The organism is Chroococcidiopsis sp. [FACHB-1243] (assembly GCF_014696895.1).
Taxonomy (GTDB): Bacteria; Cyanobacteriota; Cyanobacteriia; order Cyanobacteriales; family Chroococcidiopsidaceae; genus Chroococcidiopsis.
Genome location: NZ_JACJQX010000001.1, coordinates 182,152 through 201,150 on the forward strand (window position 1 = coordinate 182,152; position 18,999 = coordinate 201,150).

Below are 18,999 nucleotides of genomic sequence, written 5' to 3' on the forward strand. Positions count from 1 at the left end.
AGTAGAATGAGCGGGGAGAGGAGAAATGATGCGAATTTTTTGGCGTGAGGTAGTGCGACTAGGACTAGCTGGCGTGGTGATAGGAAGTACAGCGTTTGGGAGTCATACGCTAGCTCAAGTTCCACCGGATAGCCAACTTAGACCTGATAATACTCTAGGTGTAGATAATTCTACAGTCAACTCCAGCCCAGACGGTATAGATAGAATTTCTGGTGGAGCCACGCGGGGAAGTAATTTATTTCATAGCTTCGAGCAATTTTCCATCCCCAATGGACGAGCAGCTTTATTTGATAACGGAGCAAATATTCAAAATATCCTCACCAGAGTTACAGGTGGCTCAGTTTCTGAGATTGATGGCATTTTAGCAGCAAGAGGCACGGCGAATTTATTCCTACTCAATCCCAATGGGATTATTTTCGGTCAAAATGCCAGACTCATAGTCGGTGGTTCCTTCATTGCTACAACAGCTAACAGTATTAATTTTGCCGATGGGACGCAGTTTAGCACTACCCCAGGTACGGGTGCGCCGCTACTCACCGTCAGCGTCCCTTTGGGTTTGCAATTCGGTACGAATCCAGGGAATATCGTCAATCGTGCTAGTACTTTTGGTTTACAGGTACAGCCTGGGAGAACCATAGGATTAATTGGTGGCAATGTCAGCTTGGAAGGCGGAGACATAACCGCTGCGGGTGGACGTATCGAATTAGGTGCAGTTGCCGCCCCAGGTGTTGTAGGGCTGAACACAGACAACAGTGGTTTTCGCCTCAGCTTTCCTACAGATTTAGCCCTCGGAGATATATCGCTGACTAATGACTCTTTCGTGGATGTGGCGGCTGGAGGTGACGGTAGTATTGCCGTCAACGCCAACAACTTGAGCCTTTTTGGAGGCAGTGAAATTAATTCCGGCATTGCCCCAAATCAAGGAACAGTCAATGCTGTAGCAGGGAATATAGACATTAATGCTAGTGCTATTACCATTGACGGACAAAACCAAGCAGGGTTTTCCAGTGGATTCTTTAACAACGTCAGCCGAGGTAGTACGGGTAAAGGTGGCAACATTAATGTCAAAACGGGTTCGCTATCGATGACCAATAGAGGCACGATCGCTGCCAGCACTTTTGGGACTGGAGATGCAGGCAATGTGAATATCACTGCTAGCGATCGCATTGCCTTAGACGGCGGTAGCATTATTTTCAGCAGAGTTAGAGAAACAGCTAAGGGTAACGGTGGTAATCTAACGCTTGCTGCGCGATCGCTGTCTCTGACCAATGACTCCGAACTGACAACCTCCACTCTCGGACAAGGCTCTGCTGGTTACATTCAAGTGAATGTTGCTGATGCCTTATCCATCAATGGTAGTTCATCTCTGACAGCGACTTCTGCCAGCCAAGGCAATTCCGGCAATATTACGATTACTGCTGGCGGACTCGTCTCCCTTGATGGAGGAGTTAGAGGCAATCTGAGCGGCATCAGCAGCCTGCTATTGCCAACAGCAGCGTCTGAAGGCGTTCGCCAAGGTGGAGAGATTAACATTACAGCCCGATCGCTATCTGTCACAAACGGAGCGCAAATCGCTACTACAACCGTAGGACGGGGAAATGCTGGCAACATCCGAGTAGATGCGACAGATGATGTGAGCATACTTGGCAATGCAGCAATACAAGCAATTTCTGCTAGCACTGGTAACGCTGGTAATATCACAGTGAATACAGGCGATCGCATTGTTATAGACGATAGTAGTGGGATTCTCAGTGCTGTAATCCAGTTCGGTCAGTTTCGCGGCGAAGGTGAAGGTGGTGATATTAATATCAAAGCGCGATCTCTTTCTCTATCTAACGGATCGCAAGTCGGTGCTTCATCTCAGGGACGAGGAAATGCTGGCAATATTCAGATTGATGTAGCCGATTCGCTTGATGCTAGCGGCAAATCATTTATCCAAGCTTTTTCTAACGGTGAAGGCAATGCAGGTAATATCACTATCAATGCAGGCGATCGTGTTGCTTTTAGCGGTACGGGAGCGAGCAGCGATATTAGCGGAATTATCAGCTCTATCGAGGAAAATACTCCCAGGAGCGATCGCCGCGCTGGTGATATAAATATTAGGGCGCGATCGCTATTTTTATCCAACGGAGCATTATTAGAAACCTCAGCTCGTAATTCCGGCAATGCTGGCAATATTCAACTGAATTTAAGCGATTCTGTTTCAATTAGCAGCGGCGCGCTTCTCAGAGCTATTTCTAGCAGTCCAGGTAGCTCAGGGAATATTAACATCACTGCTGGCGGTCTTGTCAGTGTAGATGGAGTGGGAACAGATGGTCTGGTTAGTGGCATTGTCAATAGTTTAGGACCAACTGTCCAATTTGAGGACAATCGCCAATCTGGTGATATTGAAATTAAAGCGCGATCGCTTGCTGTTACAGATCGAGCGCAAATCATAGCCTCAACCTTTGGACAAGGAGATGCAGGTGATATTAGAGTGGATGCTACCGACGATGTAACAGTCAGTGGAGGTGGCGTATTGCAGGCTATTTCCGGTGGCAGAGGCAATGCAGGTAATATTAGCGTTAATGCTGGCGATCGCATTTCGATTGATGGGATTGGCACAAATGGTGTATCTAGTGGGATATACAGTGCTGTAGGGCAGATAGACCAATTTCAAGGTGAAGGTAGAGGTGGCGACATCAGGATCGATGGACGATCGCTTTTCTTAACTAATGGCGCTCAATTAAATAGCAGCAACCAAGGGCAGGGCAATGCAGGCAACATCGACATAGAAGTTCGATCGCTTGACCTTGATGCAGGGAATATTTTGGCTGCCACAAATTCGGGCGACGGTGGCAACATTCAACTGCGGGCTAGCAAAAGCTTGCGCTTACGTAACAGCAGCCGAATCTCAGCTACAGCAGGTGCAGCACAACAAGCTGGGAATGGCGGTAACATTACAATTGATTCCCCTCTGATTATTGCCAATTCCAACGGCAATAACGATATTACTGCTAATGCTTTTAGTGGTAGCGGCGGTAGGGTCGATATTACAGCCGATAGTATTTTTGGACTCGCGCCACTTTCTCGTCAAGAGCTTCAAACGTTATTAGGCACTGACGATCCGGCACGGTTAGATCCTGGTTTCTTACCCAGCAACGATATTACGGCAATTTCTCAAACTAATCCCTCTCTTAGCGGAACTGTGACATTCAACGCTGCCGATATCGATCCTAGTCGCGATGTTGTAGAACTACCTACAGGATTAGTCGATGCTTCTACCTTAGTCGCAGCTGGATGTCCATCTGGAGCCGAAAATCGCTTTGCCATTACTGGACGTGGTGGTTTACCGCCTGCACCAGGGGATAAACTCAGTCCTGATGCCCTCCTTACCAATTGGGCAAGTTTACCGACTGAAACTAGTAACAGTTCAACGGTAGAAAAAGCTATCTCACAGACAACTAACCCTACAGCTACTCCCATAGTAGAAGCTACTACTTGGCAATTTGGTTCTCAAGGTGAGATTATTCTTACCAACGCTAATAGCAGCACAACTCCAAATAGTTTTGATGCAACACCAACGTCTTGTAGTAGTTCATCTTAATTAGTTGGTTTGAAGAATTTATGTTTTTCTATGTAACAGTCAAATTAGATTTATGAAAAATTAAAAACATTAGGTTCAGAGTTTCATTCCTCGATATAAAAACTATAGTTGAAAGCTAAAAGTGTTCAAAATTAACACTACAAAGCGTTCTGCAAATATAGAGTTAATGCAGGAGCTTTTGATTAGTTTAATTTGGTTCTTCAACAAGAAAAAGCAATGAAAAATACCAACAATTGCCCCCCGACCGACCTAACTAATTCATCTTTTATCGAACTTGTGGACGAAGAAGCTGTTAAGACAGTAGGCGGCTCAAATGCAGGTACAGCAGGTGCAGCGTTAGGTTCTGCAGTGATAGGAGCAAGTGCAGGTTCATCTGGTAGATCGTTAGTTGCATCTGTTAATTCAATGATTCGAGCATTAAATCAATAGATAAAATACTATTCTCTGGAATAGTATTTGCTATTTAATGGTTGTCACTAGAGTTTTAAGCCGAACTGATAATTCAGTTCAGTAATGTAGAGGTGAGCCGATCGCAACTTCCAATCTTGACTAAACTCGCCTCTACAAAATACCTGTATATGAATCTAATTTAAACAAGTAAAATTCTACTGATTGCCCAAACAAATTGGAATCAACTAAATCTACATAGCCATAGCTAAAAGCAGATTTAATGATAAATTTATCTCCCTAGTCTACCTAAACTAGGAAAGATCGTAAAATTTACATCCAGATCGCGAGTTGATATTAGATAATTCATCTTACAAGCTAATTGGTATAAGAAACGCGATACGGAAAAACGTATGAGATTTCCCTACTTCCAACCCAGATCGGGCAGAAAACGGATTATTTATAGCTTGCTTGCCTTAGTAGCAGTGCTGTGTACGACTCAAGTACCCGCGATCGCCAAAATTCCCGCCCCCTCTGCAACGATTCCCAGTCAGTCAATCCCAATTGCACAGACGGGCGATCGCCTGCAACAAGGTAAAACATTCTACGACGCAGGTAAGTATGCAGAGGCAGTCAATGTCTTGCAACAAGCACTGCAAGATTATCGAACTAAAAACGATACTCTCAAGCAAGCCCTAGCTTTGAGCAATCTCTCGCTGACATATCAACAACTCGGCGCTTGGACAGAAGCAAAACAGGCGATCGATGAGAGTCTGAAGTTGCTGGGATATTCTAAAGAGCAGAGGAACGGGGGAGCAGAGGAGCAGGGGAGCAGAGGAACCCCCCCCGACTCCCGTACTCAAGAAGTTCTCGCCCAAGCTTTAGATATCCAAGCTAGATTGCAACTACTAACAGGGGAAGCAGAAACGGCGATCGAGACTTGGGGGCGATCGGCAGCGCTCTATACTCAAGTTGGTAATAAAGCAGGAGAGATCCGCAGCCAAATCAATTCCGTCCAAGCATTACGGGCAATGGGATTGTACAGCCGTGCCTTGACAAAATCGACTGAAATCAACAAATCTCTGGGCAATACTCCCGATTCTCTGACTAAAGCAGTCAGTTTGCGTAGTCTAGGAGAAGTCCTACAACAAGTTGGTGACTTAGAACAGTCTCGCAAAACCCTACAAGAAAGTTTGCAGATTGCTCGAAGCCTACCTTCTGCTCAAGAAACCGCAGCAACGCTCTTGAGTTTAGGTAATACCGTCAGCGCTCAAGGAGATACCGACGCTGCTTTAGATTACTATCAACAAGCAGAAAAGTCTGCTCCTACTACCAATATCAAACTTCAAGCCCAGCTAAATCAACTGCAATTATTAAGTCAAACTCAACCAGATTCAGCCGCACGGGAATTAATTCCCCAAATCGAGACTCAACTAGCCCAACTACCTCCCAGCAGAGCTACAGTTTACGCCCATATTAACTTTGCCGATAGTTTGATGAAATTGGAGAGTCGGGAGTCGGGGAAGAGAGCTGAGGAGCAGAAGAGCAACAACCAACAACCAACTACCCAAGAAATTGCCCAAGTTCTAGCAACTGCGGTGCAACAGGCACGGAGTTTGAAAGATCCACGGGCTGAAGCTTATGCCTTGGGTAGCTTGGGTGGATTGTACGAACAGGTTGGACAGTTGGCAGAGGCAAAAAAACTGACTCAGCAAGCACTGTCGATTACTCAGTCAATTGATGCCCCAGATATTGCTTATAGCTGGCAATGGCAGTTGGGAAGGCTGCTAAAAGCGGAGAAAGATAATCAAGGTGCGATCGCGGCTTATGCTGATGCGGTGAAAACTCTCCAATCTCTGCGTAACGATCTTGTTAGTATCAATCCCAGCGTGCAGTTTTCTTTCCGCGAGAGCGTAGAACCCGTGTATCGGCAGTTTGTCGGGTTGCTGTTGCAAGATGATGGCACTCAACCAAGCCAAGACAATCTCAACCAAGCTCGTACCGTCTTTGAATCTCTCAAAGCTGCCGAACTCGTCGATTTCTTTCGCGCAGCTTGTTTGGATACCCAGCCAACTCAAATCGATCGCGTCGATCCTCAAGCGGCTGTGATTTATCCGGTGATTTTAGAAGACCGTTTGGAAGTTATTCTCAGCTTGCCCAAGCAACCTTTGCGCCATTATGCTACGGCTTTACCTCGCGCTCAAGTCGAAAGCGCGATCGACCAGTTGCGGCAAAATTTAGTGATCCGTTACTCTCAAGACTTTTTGACTCTCTCCCAACAAGTCTATGACTGGTTGATTCGTCCTGCTGCTGCCGATATTGAAAAGAGTGGCGTAAAAACTTTGGTATTCGTGCTGGATATTTCCTTGCAGAAGCTACCAATGGCGGCTCTGCACGACGGCAAACAGTTTCTCGTTCAAAAATATAGCGTTGCTCTCACGCCCAGCCTAGAATTACTCCAGCCCCAGCCTTTAAGCCGAGAGCGTTTGAGAGCCTTGACTGCTGGACTGACCGAACCACGAGGAGACTATCCGGCTTTAACTAATGTAGCCTTAGAGCTGAATCAAATTCGCTCGGAAGTGCCAGGAAGAGAGCTACTCAATCAAAATTTCACTAGCACATCGCTGAGAAACCAAATTAAATCTCTGCCTTTTTCCATCGTCCACATTGCCAGTCACGCTCAGTTTGGCTCGCAAGCCGATCAGACATATATTCTCGCTTGGGATGGACCGATCAATGTTAAGCAGTTAGACGAACTTCTGCGGGTGCGCGAACCTAGCTCGGACTTAGAACGACCAAATGCGATCGAACTTCTGGTGTTAAGCGGCTGTCGTACCGTCGCCGGAGACAGAAGAGCTGCGCTTGGCATGGCTGGAGTCGCAGTACGAGCCGGAGCGCGTAGTACCTTGGCAACTCTCTGGTATGTCAGCGATGCCGCTACCGTACCGTTAATGAGTCAGTTTTACCAGGAGCTATCTACGGCTGAGATGACAAAAGCCGAGGCACTGCGCCGCGCTCAACTCGCTCTACTAGAAAACCCTCGCTATCGCCATCCTGTTTACTGGGCACCCTACGTTTTGGTAGGTAATTGGCTGTAGTCTAGGGACTAGTGGTTAGTAGCTGGTGACTAGAATCTTTGTCTAGCCACTAACCACTGACCACTAATTAGCCGGAAGTCTTGATCATTTCTCGCACTTTTTGCAGTAAGTCTGGGTTTTGTCTCAGGGTGAGAAAGATTTGATTGAATCGCTGAATATCTAAACCTTCACCCTTAACAGCCTGCTCCATTTGCCCTTGCGTGGACTGCTCGATCTTTTCAATTTTAGCGTTGGCTTGGTCGAACTTCTTATTTTCGTCAGGGGTGATTTTGGTTGTGGGCTGCGCTTGAGGATTTCGGCGCGATTGGTAAATTTCGCCAAACCGTTTTTCGCTCAATTTTTCCTGCTGAATTGCTTGAACGATCTGATTTTGGGCGTTCTCTTGAATTGGTTGTAGTTTTTTGACTGCGCTAGCAAATTGTTCTAGTTCTTTCTGACTAACCTGAGATTGGGTTGGTTTTTGAGTTGGTGGCTGAGACTGGGAGGGTTGAGTTGGTTGAGTCGGACTTTGGGACGGGCTATCTGCCTGTGAAAGCTGGATTTCTTTCGGTACAGAACTTGATTGCGCCCAAGCAGCACTACCACTCAATGCCACTGCGATCGCCATACCTATGAATGATAGATATCTAGCTTTCATGCAAGTTACACCTCGAACAAACTTTTTCCATGAAATCATCGCACATAATTTCCCAAATCCTCCTAAGGAAAGATGTGCTTAGAGAACAAAATCTCTGCGGTATGTTTACCTATTTTGAAAAAAATTTGGCAGGCGATCGCTCCAGATACTCAACCCAGCAATGATTACCAGTCTTCTGCAAATAGTCGGATTTATCGGGTGCGATCGAGGACAATAATTATTTATATAACTTTTTCAAAACTTAAAACTTAAAAGCATAAGTTAATGTAAGCATAACGAGCAAACCGCACACAGGAGAATTTTCCAATGAATCAACCTTTAAAAAGCCCATTGCATTATTGGTACGAATTTTTCAATCGTAGTGCGATCGTACGTAGCCTAGAAACAATTCAGGATTTAATTGTCATCTCTCTGTGCGTCGGTTTGTTCTGTGTCATGGCAATTCAACTGAGGGGAATCTTCTTTATGCTGCTACCTCCTCTCAACTTTCATCAAATCACTGCAGATATTCTCTTTTTGTTAATTCTGGTTGAGTTGTTTCGACTGCTAATTATTTACCTGCAAGAACAGCGAGTGTCAATTGGTGTCGCTGTAGAAGTTTCGATCGTATCTGTATTAAGAGAAGTGATCGTGCGGGGAGTTTTGGAAGTACCCTGGAATCAAATTTTAGCTGCATGTGCCTTTTTGTTGGTATTAGCAGCCCTACTCGTTGTCCGCGTTTGGATACCCCCCACATTCAGAGGTATCGATCCTGAAAAACGATTTGCCAAAACCTACCACAATGGATCTATGCCAGAAGATCGTGTAGAGACGTTACATGTAACGTCTTCACATGAGATGTAACGTTTCTACGCTATTCATCAAAAGAAAACTCATCTTCGATGTCTTCCTCAATAGATCGTGCAGGCGTACCCTCTATACCCCACAGAGGCTGCATCAAGGCTGTTGCAACGACTCCTACACCAGCACTAACAGCCAAAACAAAACCAACGGGTAATTGAATTGTCTGGTAGCGTAAAAACTTCAGCCGAATTGGATCGGCATTTTGCATAGATAGCAGCGAGATCGCCACAATCCAAACAGCGACAACAGAAGAAGTGAGAAGACTTGCAAGGGATTTCATAAATTAGGAAATCGGGAGTCGGGAGTAGTTAGTTTTGACTTTTAACTTTTGACTTACCTATTACCAATGTGCTGAATTAATCTTTCCATTTCCATCACAATTCGATCTTGCTTGTCGAGAGAGTTGGTTTCCATGTAGACGCGCATGAGGGGTTCCGTACCCGAAGGGCGTAGCAGTATCCAGCTACCCTCTGCTAAATACAGTTTAACTCCGTCTTTACGACCCACTTCTTTAACGGCGATTCCGGCGATCGCACTGGGAGGATTCCGGGTAAAACAGTCAACAATGGCGGCTTTGTGGGCATCGCTGAGGTGCAAATCGATGCGGTGGTTGTACAGGGGACCATCAGCATCAGCAATTGCTTCTGCAACTAGCTGACTCAATGGCTTACCTGCATAGGCGATTGCCTCAGCAACTAGCATATTTGCGAGTATCCCATCTTTTTCGGGAATATGTCCGATTACGCTTAAACCACCCGATTCTTCGCCGCCAATTAATACGGTGGTTTCGCGCATTTTTTCCCCAATGTACTTGAATCCTACAGGAGTTTCGTATAAAGGTAATCGGTATTTAGCGGCAAAATTATCGAGTAAACGTGTGGTGGCGACGGTACGCACGATCGCCCCTGTTTTGCCTTTATTCTCAATTAAGTGACGGGCAAGCAATAACAAGACGGCATTTGGCGTTAAGATATTGCCTAATTCGTCTACAATGCCAAAGCGATCGCTATCTCCATCCGTAGCTAAGCCAAAGTCAGCGGCATCTGCTTGTACGGCTGCTACCAACTGAGTTAACTGTTTGCCTTGTGGTTCCGGCATTCCACCACCAAATAAGACATCTCGGTAGGCGTGGAATGTTTCTAACTCGCAACCGCAGTATCTCAATACCGTATCTAGGTAGCCGCGAGAAGTCGAGTAAAGCGCATCGTACTTTACCCTCAGCCTAGCATGACGAATTTTTTCGATATCAATGAGAGAGTAGATAAACCTCAAATATTCGGGCTGGGGATTAAAAGTAGAAATTCTGTCATTGCGGATAAATTTTGGCGGAGTATCCTCCACACTAAAAATATTTGCCACAATTGTATCAGTAATCTCTGGAGTCGCAGGACCAGCATAGTCGGGAATATATTTAATCCCGCAATATGGTGCAGGGTTATGGCTAGCAGTGAACATTAATGCCCCTGCTGAATTTAAGTAACGGGCATTATAAGCAATTACCGGAGTCGGACAATCGCGATCGGTAATTTTCACACTCCATCCTAATTCTGCTAAGACTTCGGCAGCGGTACGGGCAAATTTTTCTGCCAAAAAACGGGTGTCGTAAGCCACCAAAACTGGTCTACTTTTAGTGTATGCAGTTTCTAGGTAACTTGCGATCGCCCTTGTCACTCGTCGGACGTTGGCGAAGGTAAAATCGTCAGCGATGATTCCCCGCCATCCATCAGTACCAAATTTAATTTTGCCGATCTGACTGGCATTCACAGTTTGCCACGCTATATTCATCATCAATATTACAAGAAGTTTATTGCTTCATACCTTTGTTAGACAGTCCGTATCTTTGTTGTTTCCTCTAAGAACAATGCCAATTCTTGGGCAACCCTTTGTTAGTTATCACTTGTGGTCGTTAATTGTCCCAGCCGTAGGACAAGAACGCTGGCATTGCCAAATGAAGCGGGGTTTTATCAAAGCGAGACAAAAAGAACCGATCGTTCAATCATTACTTACCCAAGCTAGCATTCCGCAGCGAATTGGGTTGTTGGCGCAGAAAGGCGTTTACGAGTTCCACCGTCACCGTCAATTTCTGACTCAACCTGATGGCGTGGAAAGAGTCTCGCAGTTACTTAAACTCGGCAAATTAACCGCACAAGTTCAGCAGCGAGTAACGCAGATTCTCAAAAATTATCACGCTCATCCACTATTAGCAGGAAAACATATTATTGAATTAACTAGTGGTGAGGAAGGATTTCCTAAACCAATTTGGATCGAACAACAAAATTATCGCTTTCGGCTCTATGCCACGATGGACTGTATTTTAACAGAACCAGATAAAACATTACACATTATCGATTTTAAAACAGGTAAATCTATCTTCGACCAAAGACAAGCATTTGTCTATCTCGTTGCTGCCCGTTATTTATATCCTCAATATACAGCAGTTGCTTCCTTTTATAATTTAGAACAGTGTAAAACCTCCGCTCTAATTCGCGTCACTCCCAGTCAACTCGACGCAATTGAAAGTCAACTGGCAAGGATTGCAATTCGCCACCAGCGAGATATTAATAAATACGAACAAAACCCCTATAATTTTAGTAAAATCTTTCCTCCCAATCCAGGTTATCACTGTCGGTACTGTTCCTTCAGTGCAATTTGCGAATTTTCCAACTTTAAACCCTCCAAGTAGGGTGGGCAATGCCCGCCTTATCTCTATACCTTGTATTTCAGATAGATTTGCTCGAATTTATCTTCGTCTATAAGAAGTACACCTTTGCTAGAGCTTGGTAAGAGAGCTGCTTCACAACACTCAGCGATTGCTAAAATTAAATCTGTAAGGCTTGAATATATTATATTATTCTTATAAAAATCCTTTTCCTGCTCTAGCTCGTTTAAATATCTATCGATGTAATGAACTATAGGCGAACCTCCCTGTTCCAGATTAACAGCAAAAAAACCTCCTGCAACCATATTGTCGTACCAAGAAAAAAGAGGCATGAGAAAAGGCGTGTATTTCATAAAATATGAATTTATAGCTTTTTCCAAAGAGTAAAAAAGAGCTATAGTCACTGTATCATTTATCTCTATATCTAATCTATATCCGTCGTATAACAATTCAAAAAATATAGTTCCTCGCATTCCATTTCGCCACTGATAGAGTTCGTAGACTTCTTCTGGCAATGAAAATCTTAAGTGTTTAACCTTTTCGTCAATTTCTTCGCGGGTTAAACCTGGCTGTAATGACGAAGCAATTTCTGGATACTCTAAACATAGAAAATTGTATAAATATTCTAAAGCCTCAGTTAACCTTGACATAAACATAAATTAGCTTATCACTATCCCTTTTCCGTCCTTCTTTGCGCCTTTGCGACTTTGCGCGACACAAAAATAAATCCCTTGCTAACATTCCGAGAAGGACAAGTTTACAAATATCTTTACATAAACGCAGAGATTGCTAGTGAACCTATCCCTCGGTCTATATCATTATATATAAAATTATCCCAACAGCTAACTTTTGGTTGATGATTTCTCTCAAAAATTTCTTTACAACAAATGTAAAATCTACCTTCGAGAGAAATCTATGTCTGAATTAATCAAAGACTCTCTACCAACACCAACCAAACAAAGATTCGCCGCTGCTTTTCGCCTTGTCAGTCGGTTTAGCTTTTGGATACAATTAGCACTAGCGAGTACCTCTGGAATTGCCTTGATATTTGCTATCCTCAGCCGCAATGTTGGCGAAATACCTAACAGTGCAGGTCTTAGTTTTAGTATTTTTCTAGCTATTGTCGGTGTATTACTAGCTGCCTTTAGTATAGTTTGGGCTTTTCGAGATCGAAGCTTAGCCAGACGCTTGCAATCAAGCGATCGCACGATCCATCCTCGCAAAGAAGAAGTAATTCAAGCCTTAAAAATCGGTTTAATCGTCAGCTTTATCGGAATGCTAATCGCTTTTATCGCCTCAGAAGTCAGCGCGATCGCCGTATTATCAAAATCTTTATCCGTTCCCCAAGGAGTTGCAATCTACAATCGCCAAAATTTAATTCGTTCTTTAGATATTTTGGTAATCTTATCTAACGTTAACTTAATCGGAACTCATTTAGTTGGTAGTATAACCTCTTTAGGACTTCTAGAATGGATTGACTAAAGAGTAGAGGCGATCGCACTTCATCCTTCACGCTAGCTTACTGAATCGACGATCGTGTCGCTTTTTCGGTAGACGGCGATGTATGGGCTTGCAACAATAGCCAGTATGGAATTGAATTGCGTACCCGTGCAAATGAACTTAAATCTCTTGCCATCGCGCACTGAAATGGAACGAGCGGCTCACAATAAAGATGCTAGCTATGACGGCGTGTTTTTTGTGGCTGTCCGCACGACAGGAATTTTTTGTCGCCCTTCTTGTCCTGCTCGTGCGAAACTGGAAAACGTTGAATTCTTTCCCTCAATCCGAGATGCCGTGCTTGCGGGTTATCGTCCTTGCAAACGATGTCATCCGCTTTTAGCGTACGGAGCATTGCCAGATTGGGTGACGACATTAATGCAGCGCGTGGAAACCGCACCAGATCTAAAAATTACAGCCGCAGAACTGCGTGAGTTAAAAACAACTCCCGAACGAGTTCGACGCTGGTTTCGAGAGCATTACGGCATGACATTTGTAGAATGGTGTCGCGGCAGACGATTGGCGAATGCTTTCACTCAAATCCGAGCGGGAGCCACGTTAGATGATGTTGTCTTTGCCAATCAATATGAATCTCATAGTGGGTTTAGAGAAGCCTTCAGCAAAGTCTTTGGTGTCCCCCCAGGACAAAGCCAAACTAGCGACTTTGTAGCCACGCAAATTTTAGAAACACCTTTAGGAGCATTACTTGTTGGTGCAGTTAGTCAAGGGATATGTGCGATCGCCTATACAGATAAGCAAATGCTTGAGCATAACTATGCCACAATTCGCAAACGTTTTGGCTATCCCATTCTCCCCGTGACGAATCATCATATAGAGCATTTGCGAGATGAACTGGCGTGTTATTTCGCAGGTAAGCTAACCAAATTTACAATTCCTTTGGTTCCACAAGGAACTGCATTTCAAGAAAAAGTATGGTCGGAGTTACAACGCATTCCTTATGGGACGACAATATCTTACGATGAACTAGCTCGGCGCATCGGTCAGCCAACAGCAGTTCGTGCTGTAGCTAGAGCAAATGGGATGAATCGAATCGATATCCTGATTCCCTGCCATCGCGTAATTGGCAAAGATGGACAGTTAACTGGATACAACGGCGGAATTTGGCGAAAACGGTTGCTACTAGAACTAGAACACACTGGAAAATCTAAATGAAACCAATCGATCTAGCGCGCTTGTTTTTACTCGCTGCGCTTTGGGGTGGTTCGTATTTATTTATCCGTATTGCAGCTCCTGTTTTAGGAGTTCTCTTCACCATCAGCTTACGGATTATCTTAGCAGCATTTGCATTAGGTTTATCTGGCGCAATCGCCTCACCATTCAAACTCAAAAGTCGTTGGCAGTCTTATCTTTTGTTGGGCTTATTCAACAATGTCATTCCTTTCTTACTAATCGCGATCGCTATTGTCAACCTTAATGCTTCAATTGCGGCAATTTTAAATGCAACAGCTCCTCTATTTACAGCGATCGTTTCAGCTATTTGGTTGAAAGAATCGCTAAACAAACGTAAAGTTATCGGATTAGTGTTAGGGATTGTTGGAGTTACTATTTTAGTCGGATGGAGTCCCTTACCGCTATCACCTCCAGTCATTTTTGGAGGAATATCAGCTTTAATTGCCGCCCTCTCCTATGGTATTGCTGCTGTATATGCCCGTCGCAGATTTATACACGACCGAGTTGCTGAAACTGCCTTCGGACAGTTAACTAGTTCGAGTATTTTGCTGATGCCGGTTGCTGTTGCAACTTTTCCTCAAACACTTCCCTCGCTCGAAGTTATTTTTGCAGTCGTCGTACTGGCGATCGCGTGTACTGCCATTGCCTATCCACTCTACTTTCAACTAATTTCCAATATCGGCGCGACTGGAGCAATAACCGTTGCTTTTTTAATTCCTGTTTTCAGTCTGTTATTTGGCAATGTTTTCCTCGGCGAACCCGTGAATTCTGGCTTAATTTTTGGATTGATAACAATTTTACTGAGCGTTTGGTTAGTCATTAATCCAAAACAGCAGAAATAATGGCGATCGCGTTCCGCCTTCACCTCGACTAATTTGTCAGAATCAATATGAGAGATATTTTATTTTGAGAGTGAATGCAGCGATCGCAACTCGTTACTAAAGATTTAGTCCTGATTGGCGGCGGTCACAGCCATGCTATTGTTCTGAGAATGCTGGGTATGAAACCGATACCAGGTATTCGAGTTACATTGATTACAGAAGCGTCAGATACCCCCTATTCGGGAATGTTACCCGGTCACGTTGCCGGATTTTACACTCATGAAGAATGCCACATCGATCTACGACGTTTAGCCCAATTTGCTCGGGTGCAATTTTATCGCGATCGTGTTGTTGGATTAGATTTAGTTAATCGAAAAGTTATTTGTGCCAATCGTCCGCCTGTAGCCTACGATCTACTTTCTGTTGATATTGGCAGCACTCCGGCTCAAATTTCCGTACCTGGTGCAGCAGAGTACGCGATTCCAGCGAAACCAGTAGCGCAGTTTCTGCAACATTGGTATGACTTGTGTAGAGACGTTACATGTAACGTCTCTACATTGCGCCTGGGAATTGTCGGTGGAGGTGCTGGCGGAGTCGAGTTAGCAATGGCAATGCAGGGTCATTTGCAGTCTATAAGATCCCCCCAACCTCCCTTAAAAAGGGGGGCTAAGTCTTCTCGCTTATTCAGGGAGGAGAGGGAAGATCGAGATCTAGAAATTCATCTATTCCAGCGCGGTGATGAATTGATGCCGAATTATAATTCCTGGGTACGGCATCGCTGTCAAGAGATTTTAATTCACAAAGGAATTCAATTGCATCTAAAAGAAACCGTTTGTGAAATTCAAGTCAAATCTTTCCCGACTCCCGACTCCCGTACGGGCGCACAGCCGTGCGCCCCTACACCCTACACCATCAAATGTGAATCTGGATTGCAAGTAGAATGCGATCGCATCTTCTGGGTAACGCAAGCCTCCGCACCCGATTGGCTGCAAGCCGCCGGAATCGCCACTGACGAACGCGGTTTTATTCTCGTCAACGATGCATTGCAATCGATTTCTCATCCAGATGTATTTGCAGCGGGTGATATTGCCTCAGTGGTAAATTATCCCCGTCCTAAAGCTGGAGTATTTGCCGTGCGTCAGGGTAAACCTTTATTTAAAAACCTGCAATGGGCAATATTAGAGCGATCTTTACAGCCTTACAAACCACAGAAACAATATTTAAGCTTAATCGGTACGGGAGACGGCAAAGCGATCGCGGCATGGGGAAAATTTGGTTTTGGCGCTACTGGCTGGCTGTGGCGCTGGAAAGATGCGATCGATCGCAAATTTATGGAACGGTTTAGCAATTTACCGCAAATGGAGGACAAGGGAGACAGGGGAGACAAGGGAGACAAGGAAGCAACTACCAACTCCCAAAAAATGCCTTGCGCTGGCTGCGGTTCTAAGGTTAGCACCACAGTTTTAGAAAGGGTACTCAATCAAATCAAGCAGGATAGTACTAACTGGTGCGATCGCCAAGATATTATTATCGGGCTAGATGCTCCTGACGATGCGGCGGTGGTGGAAGTACCAGGAGGTTTGTGGATGGTACACACCATAGATCATTTCCGCAGTCTCATCAACGATCCGTATATTTTTGGACAAATTACTGCCAACCATTGCCTCAGCGATATTTTTGCAATGGGTGCGACACCTCAAAGTGCATTGGCGATCGCAACTATTCCCTATGCTTTAGAATCTAAAATAGAAGAAACTCTTTATCAGTTACTATCCGGTGCAGTCAAAGTGCTATCTGATGCACAGACACCTTTGGTAGGCGGACATACCACTCAAGGAGCTGAATTAGAATTTGGATTATCTTGTAACGGTTTAGTCCACCCCGATAAACTTCTCCGCAAAGGTGGGATGCTGTCAGGACAAGTGCTAATTTTAACAAAAGCCCTCGGTACGGGAACCCTTTTTGCTGCCGAGATGCAACGGGAAGCTAAAGGAGATTGGATCGATCGCTCCATAATATCAATGTTGCGATCGAATCAAGTCGCAGCTGCTTGTTTGATGGCACATGGAGCCACTGCTTGTACTGATGTTACAGGTTTTGGACTTGCCGGACATTTGTATGAAATGGTTCGAGCTTCCCAAGTGGCTGTAGTTTTAAATTTAGCCGCAATTCCCGCTCTAGAAGGTGCGATCGCTACATTACAAAAAGGGATTGTCAGTTCGCTGCAAGCGGAAAATTTACGCATTGCTCATTTTATTACCGATCTAAACATCGCTCGTTCGGAATCCGTCAGCCAGTCTGCTCGGTACTCTCTCTTATTCGATCCGCAGACATCGGGCGGTTTACTAGCATCAATTCCAGCAGAGCAAGCCAGTCAATGTTTAAATAACCTACACAGTTTAGGTTATACACAAAGTTGCATTATTGGCAAGATAGTAGATTTAGAGGGCGATCGCCAACCCATCAATTTATCCGAGCGGTAGGGTGCGTTATTGTAACGCACCCTACGAGGGTCATACACGCGGACGATATTACATCATACCCATGCCACCCATACCGCCCATACCACCCATGCCGCCCATGCCGCCCATGCCGCCCATACCGCCCATGTCAGGAGCAGCAGCTTTCTTCTCTGGCTTTTCAACGACTAGGGCTTCGGTCGTTAACACCATACCAGCAATCGAACCAGCATTTTGTAATGCCGAACGCACGACCTTAGCAGGATCGAGAATGCCAGCAGCAATCAGATCTTCAAACTCGCCAGTTGCCGCATTGTAACCAACGTTGAAATCGGTTTCCCGCACTCTTTCAACCACGACAGAGCCTTCAGCCCCTGCATTGTCTGCCATTTGGCGTAAGGGAGCTTCCAGCGCTCTAGCAATGATTTCAGCGGCAACTTTTTCTTCGTCTTGCAGGCTGGCTTTGAATTCGTCCACCTTCTTCGCTAAGTGGATTAAGGTCGTACCACCACCAGGGACGATACCTTCTTCGACTGCGGCTTTAGTCGCGTTCAGCGCGTCTTCAATTCGCAGTTTGCGGTCTTTAAGTTCGGTTTCGGTAGCTGCACCAACTTTAATGACTGCAACACCACCAGCCAGCTTGGCAATTCGCTCTTGCAGTTTCTCTTTGTCGTAGTCGGAGTCAGATTCTGCTAGTTGTTTGCGAATTTGACTGATGCGCTTTTCCACATCAGCTTTATTTTCGCCTTCGGCGACGATTGTGGTAGATTCTTTGTCGATGATGACTTTACGAGCGACACCCATCATCTCCAGAGAAGCGGTATCCAAGCTCAAGCCGATTTCTTCCGAAATCAACTGACCGCCAGTCAGTACGGCAATATCGCGCAACATTTCTTTACGGCGATCGCCAAATCCTGGGGCTTTAATCGCGCAGACGCTCAACACGCCACGAGCTTTATTCACAACCAAAGTTGCTAAAGCTTCTCCATCGACATCCTCAGCAATAATAATCAAAGGTTGTCCAGCACGAGCGACTTTTTCTAAAATCGAAATCAAATCTTGAATCGTGCTAATTTTCTTGTCTGTAATCAACAGGCGAGGATTCTCAAACTCTGCTACCATCCGCTCGTTGTCGGTGATGAAGTAGGGAGAAATATAACCTCGATCCAACTGCATCCCTTCTACCACGTCTAAATCGGTTGTGAGAGACTTGGATTCCTCAACGGTAATCACACCGTCTTTGGTGACTCGTTCCATTGCCTCAGCGATCATCGCCCCGACTTCTTCATCGTTTCCAGCCGAGACAGTCGCCACAGAGGCGATCGCATTTCCTTCGACTGGTTTGGCGACAGCAGCAATTTCTTCTACCAGCTTGGCAACGGTCTTCTCTATTCCGTGACGCAGCGCCACTGGATTAGCACCCGCTGCTACGTTCTTCAATCCCTCACGAATCATCGCTTGGGCGAGAACCGTCGCCGTCGTCGTACCATCTCCAGCAACATCTTTGGTTTTCGATGCAACTTCCTGAATCAGACGCGCCCCAGTATTTTCTAGGGGGTCTTCCAACTCAATTTCTTTAGCTACGGTAATCCCATCATTTACAATCTGAGGCGCACCGTATTTTTTCTCTAACAGGACGTTGCGACCTTTTGGACCCAGGGTAATTTTCACGGCATCGGCAAGGGCATTCACACCCCGTTCCAATGCCCGCCGCGATTCATCATCAAACGCAACGATTTTTGACATACGCTTCGTTTCCTCAAGCTTCCATTAGTCAATTTAGCACTCTCTTGAGTTGAGTGCTAATGAAACTACTGGCGT

14 protein-coding genes are annotated in these 18,999 nt (G+C 45.1%); 9 read left to right on the plus strand and 5 right to left on the minus strand.

All coding sequences use genetic code 11. The features are described from left to right. Positions 1-25 precede the first annotated feature (25 nt). The 3 genes from H6G17_RS00835 to H6G17_RS00845 all read left to right on the plus strand — a co-directional run bounded on the left by H6G17_RS00835 (position 26) and on the right by H6G17_RS00845 (position 7,071). Positions 26-3,586: a filamentous hemagglutinin N-terminal domain-containing protein gene (locus H6G17_RS00835; protein WP_192153475.1), complete on the plus strand. Its 3,561-nt coding sequence runs from the start codon at positions 26-28 to the stop codon at positions 3,584-3,586. Positions 3,587-3,778: 192 nt separating this feature from the next. Continuing rightward, positions 3,779-4,015 carry a hypothetical protein gene (locus H6G17_RS00840; RefSeq protein WP_192153476.1) on the plus strand — a complete coding sequence of 79 codons (237 nt, stop codon included), beginning with the start codon at positions 3,779-3,781 and terminating at the stop codon, positions 4,013-4,015. 371 nt (positions 4,016-4,386) lie between these two features. Continuing rightward, positions 4,387-7,071, plus strand: coding sequence for a CHAT domain-containing protein (locus tag H6G17_RS00845; protein ID WP_192153477.1), 2,685 nt, complete (start codon positions 4,387-4,389; stop codon positions 7,069-7,071). A 67-nt stretch (positions 7,072-7,138) separates the two neighbouring features. On the opposite strand, the gene H6G17_RS00850 is transcribed toward H6G17_RS00845, so the two are convergent. Next, entirely contained in the window at positions 7,139-7,708 is a 570-nt protein-coding gene (locus tag H6G17_RS00850; protein WP_192153478.1) for a DUF4168 domain-containing protein, read from the minus strand. 306 nt (positions 7,709-8,014) lie between these two features. On the opposite strand from H6G17_RS00850, the gene H6G17_RS00855 reads away from it, so the two are divergent. After that, complete coding sequence (locus H6G17_RS00855) at positions 8,015-8,551, plus strand: phosphate-starvation-inducible PsiE family protein (protein ID WP_192153479.1); 537 nt, start codon at positions 8,015-8,017, stop codon at positions 8,549-8,551. Positions 8,552-8,561: 10 nt separating this feature from the next. Here H6G17_RS00855 and H6G17_RS00860 read toward each other — a convergent pair whose 3' ends face one another. Together H6G17_RS00860 and H6G17_RS00865 are read right to left on the minus strand one after the other, a co-directional pair. After that, positions 8,562-8,831: a LapA family protein gene (locus tag H6G17_RS00860; RefSeq protein WP_192153480.1), complete on the minus strand. Its 270-nt coding sequence runs from the start codon at positions 8,829-8,831 to the stop codon at positions 8,562-8,564. Positions 8,832-8,884: 53 nt separating this feature from the next. Further along, entirely contained in the window at positions 8,885-10,339 is a 1,455-nt protein-coding gene (locus H6G17_RS00865) for a phosphoglucomutase/phosphomannomutase family protein (RefSeq protein ID WP_192153481.1), read from the minus strand. 73 nt (positions 10,340-10,412) lie between these two features. Here H6G17_RS00865 and H6G17_RS00870 point away from each other — a divergent pair, with 73 nt between their 5' ends. Next, positions 10,413-11,234, plus strand: a complete 822-nt coding sequence (locus H6G17_RS00870) for a PD-(D/E)XK nuclease family protein (protein ID WP_192153482.1) — start codon at positions 10,413-10,415, stop codon at positions 11,232-11,234. 23 nt (positions 11,235-11,257) lie between these two features. Here H6G17_RS00870 and H6G17_RS00875 read toward each other — a convergent pair whose 3' ends face one another. Then, positions 11,258-11,860 (minus strand): SMI1/KNR4 family protein, encoded by a 603-nt coding sequence (locus H6G17_RS00875; protein ID WP_192153483.1) that lies wholly within the window; start codon positions 11,858-11,860, stop codon positions 11,258-11,260. 265 nt (positions 11,861-12,125) lie between these two features. Between H6G17_RS00875 and H6G17_RS00880 the strand changes: the two genes are divergently transcribed. From H6G17_RS00880 to selD, 4 genes are all read left to right on the plus strand, one after another. After that, positions 12,126-12,692 (plus strand): DUF3611 family protein, encoded by a 567-nt coding sequence (locus H6G17_RS00880; protein ID WP_192153484.1) that lies wholly within the window; start codon positions 12,126-12,128, stop codon positions 12,690-12,692. 105 nt (positions 12,693-12,797) lie between these two features. Beyond that, a complete protein-coding gene (locus tag H6G17_RS33825) occupies positions 12,798-13,880 on the plus strand; it encodes a methylated-DNA--[protein]-cysteine S-methyltransferase (RefSeq protein ID WP_277875901.1) in 1,083 nt (360 codons plus the stop codon). Continuing rightward, positions 13,877-14,740, plus strand: coding sequence for a DMT family transporter (locus tag H6G17_RS00890; RefSeq protein WP_192153486.1), 864 nt, complete (start codon positions 13,877-13,879; stop codon positions 14,738-14,740). The genes H6G17_RS33825 and H6G17_RS00890 overlap by 4 nt, the downstream gene beginning before the upstream one ends. A 74-nt stretch (positions 14,741-14,814) precedes the next feature. Continuing rightward, positions 14,815-17,202, plus strand: coding sequence for a selenide, water dikinase SelD (selD, locus tag H6G17_RS00895; RefSeq protein ID WP_192153487.1), 2,388 nt, complete (start codon positions 14,815-14,817; stop codon positions 17,200-17,202). A 48-nt stretch (positions 17,203-17,250) separates the two neighbouring features. On the opposite strand, the gene groL is transcribed toward selD, so the two are convergent. Further along, positions 17,251-18,924, minus strand: coding sequence for a chaperonin GroEL (gene groL / locus H6G17_RS00900; RefSeq protein WP_192153488.1), 1,674 nt, complete (start codon positions 18,922-18,924; stop codon positions 17,251-17,253). Between the last annotated feature and the right edge of the window lie 75 nt (positions 18,925-18,999).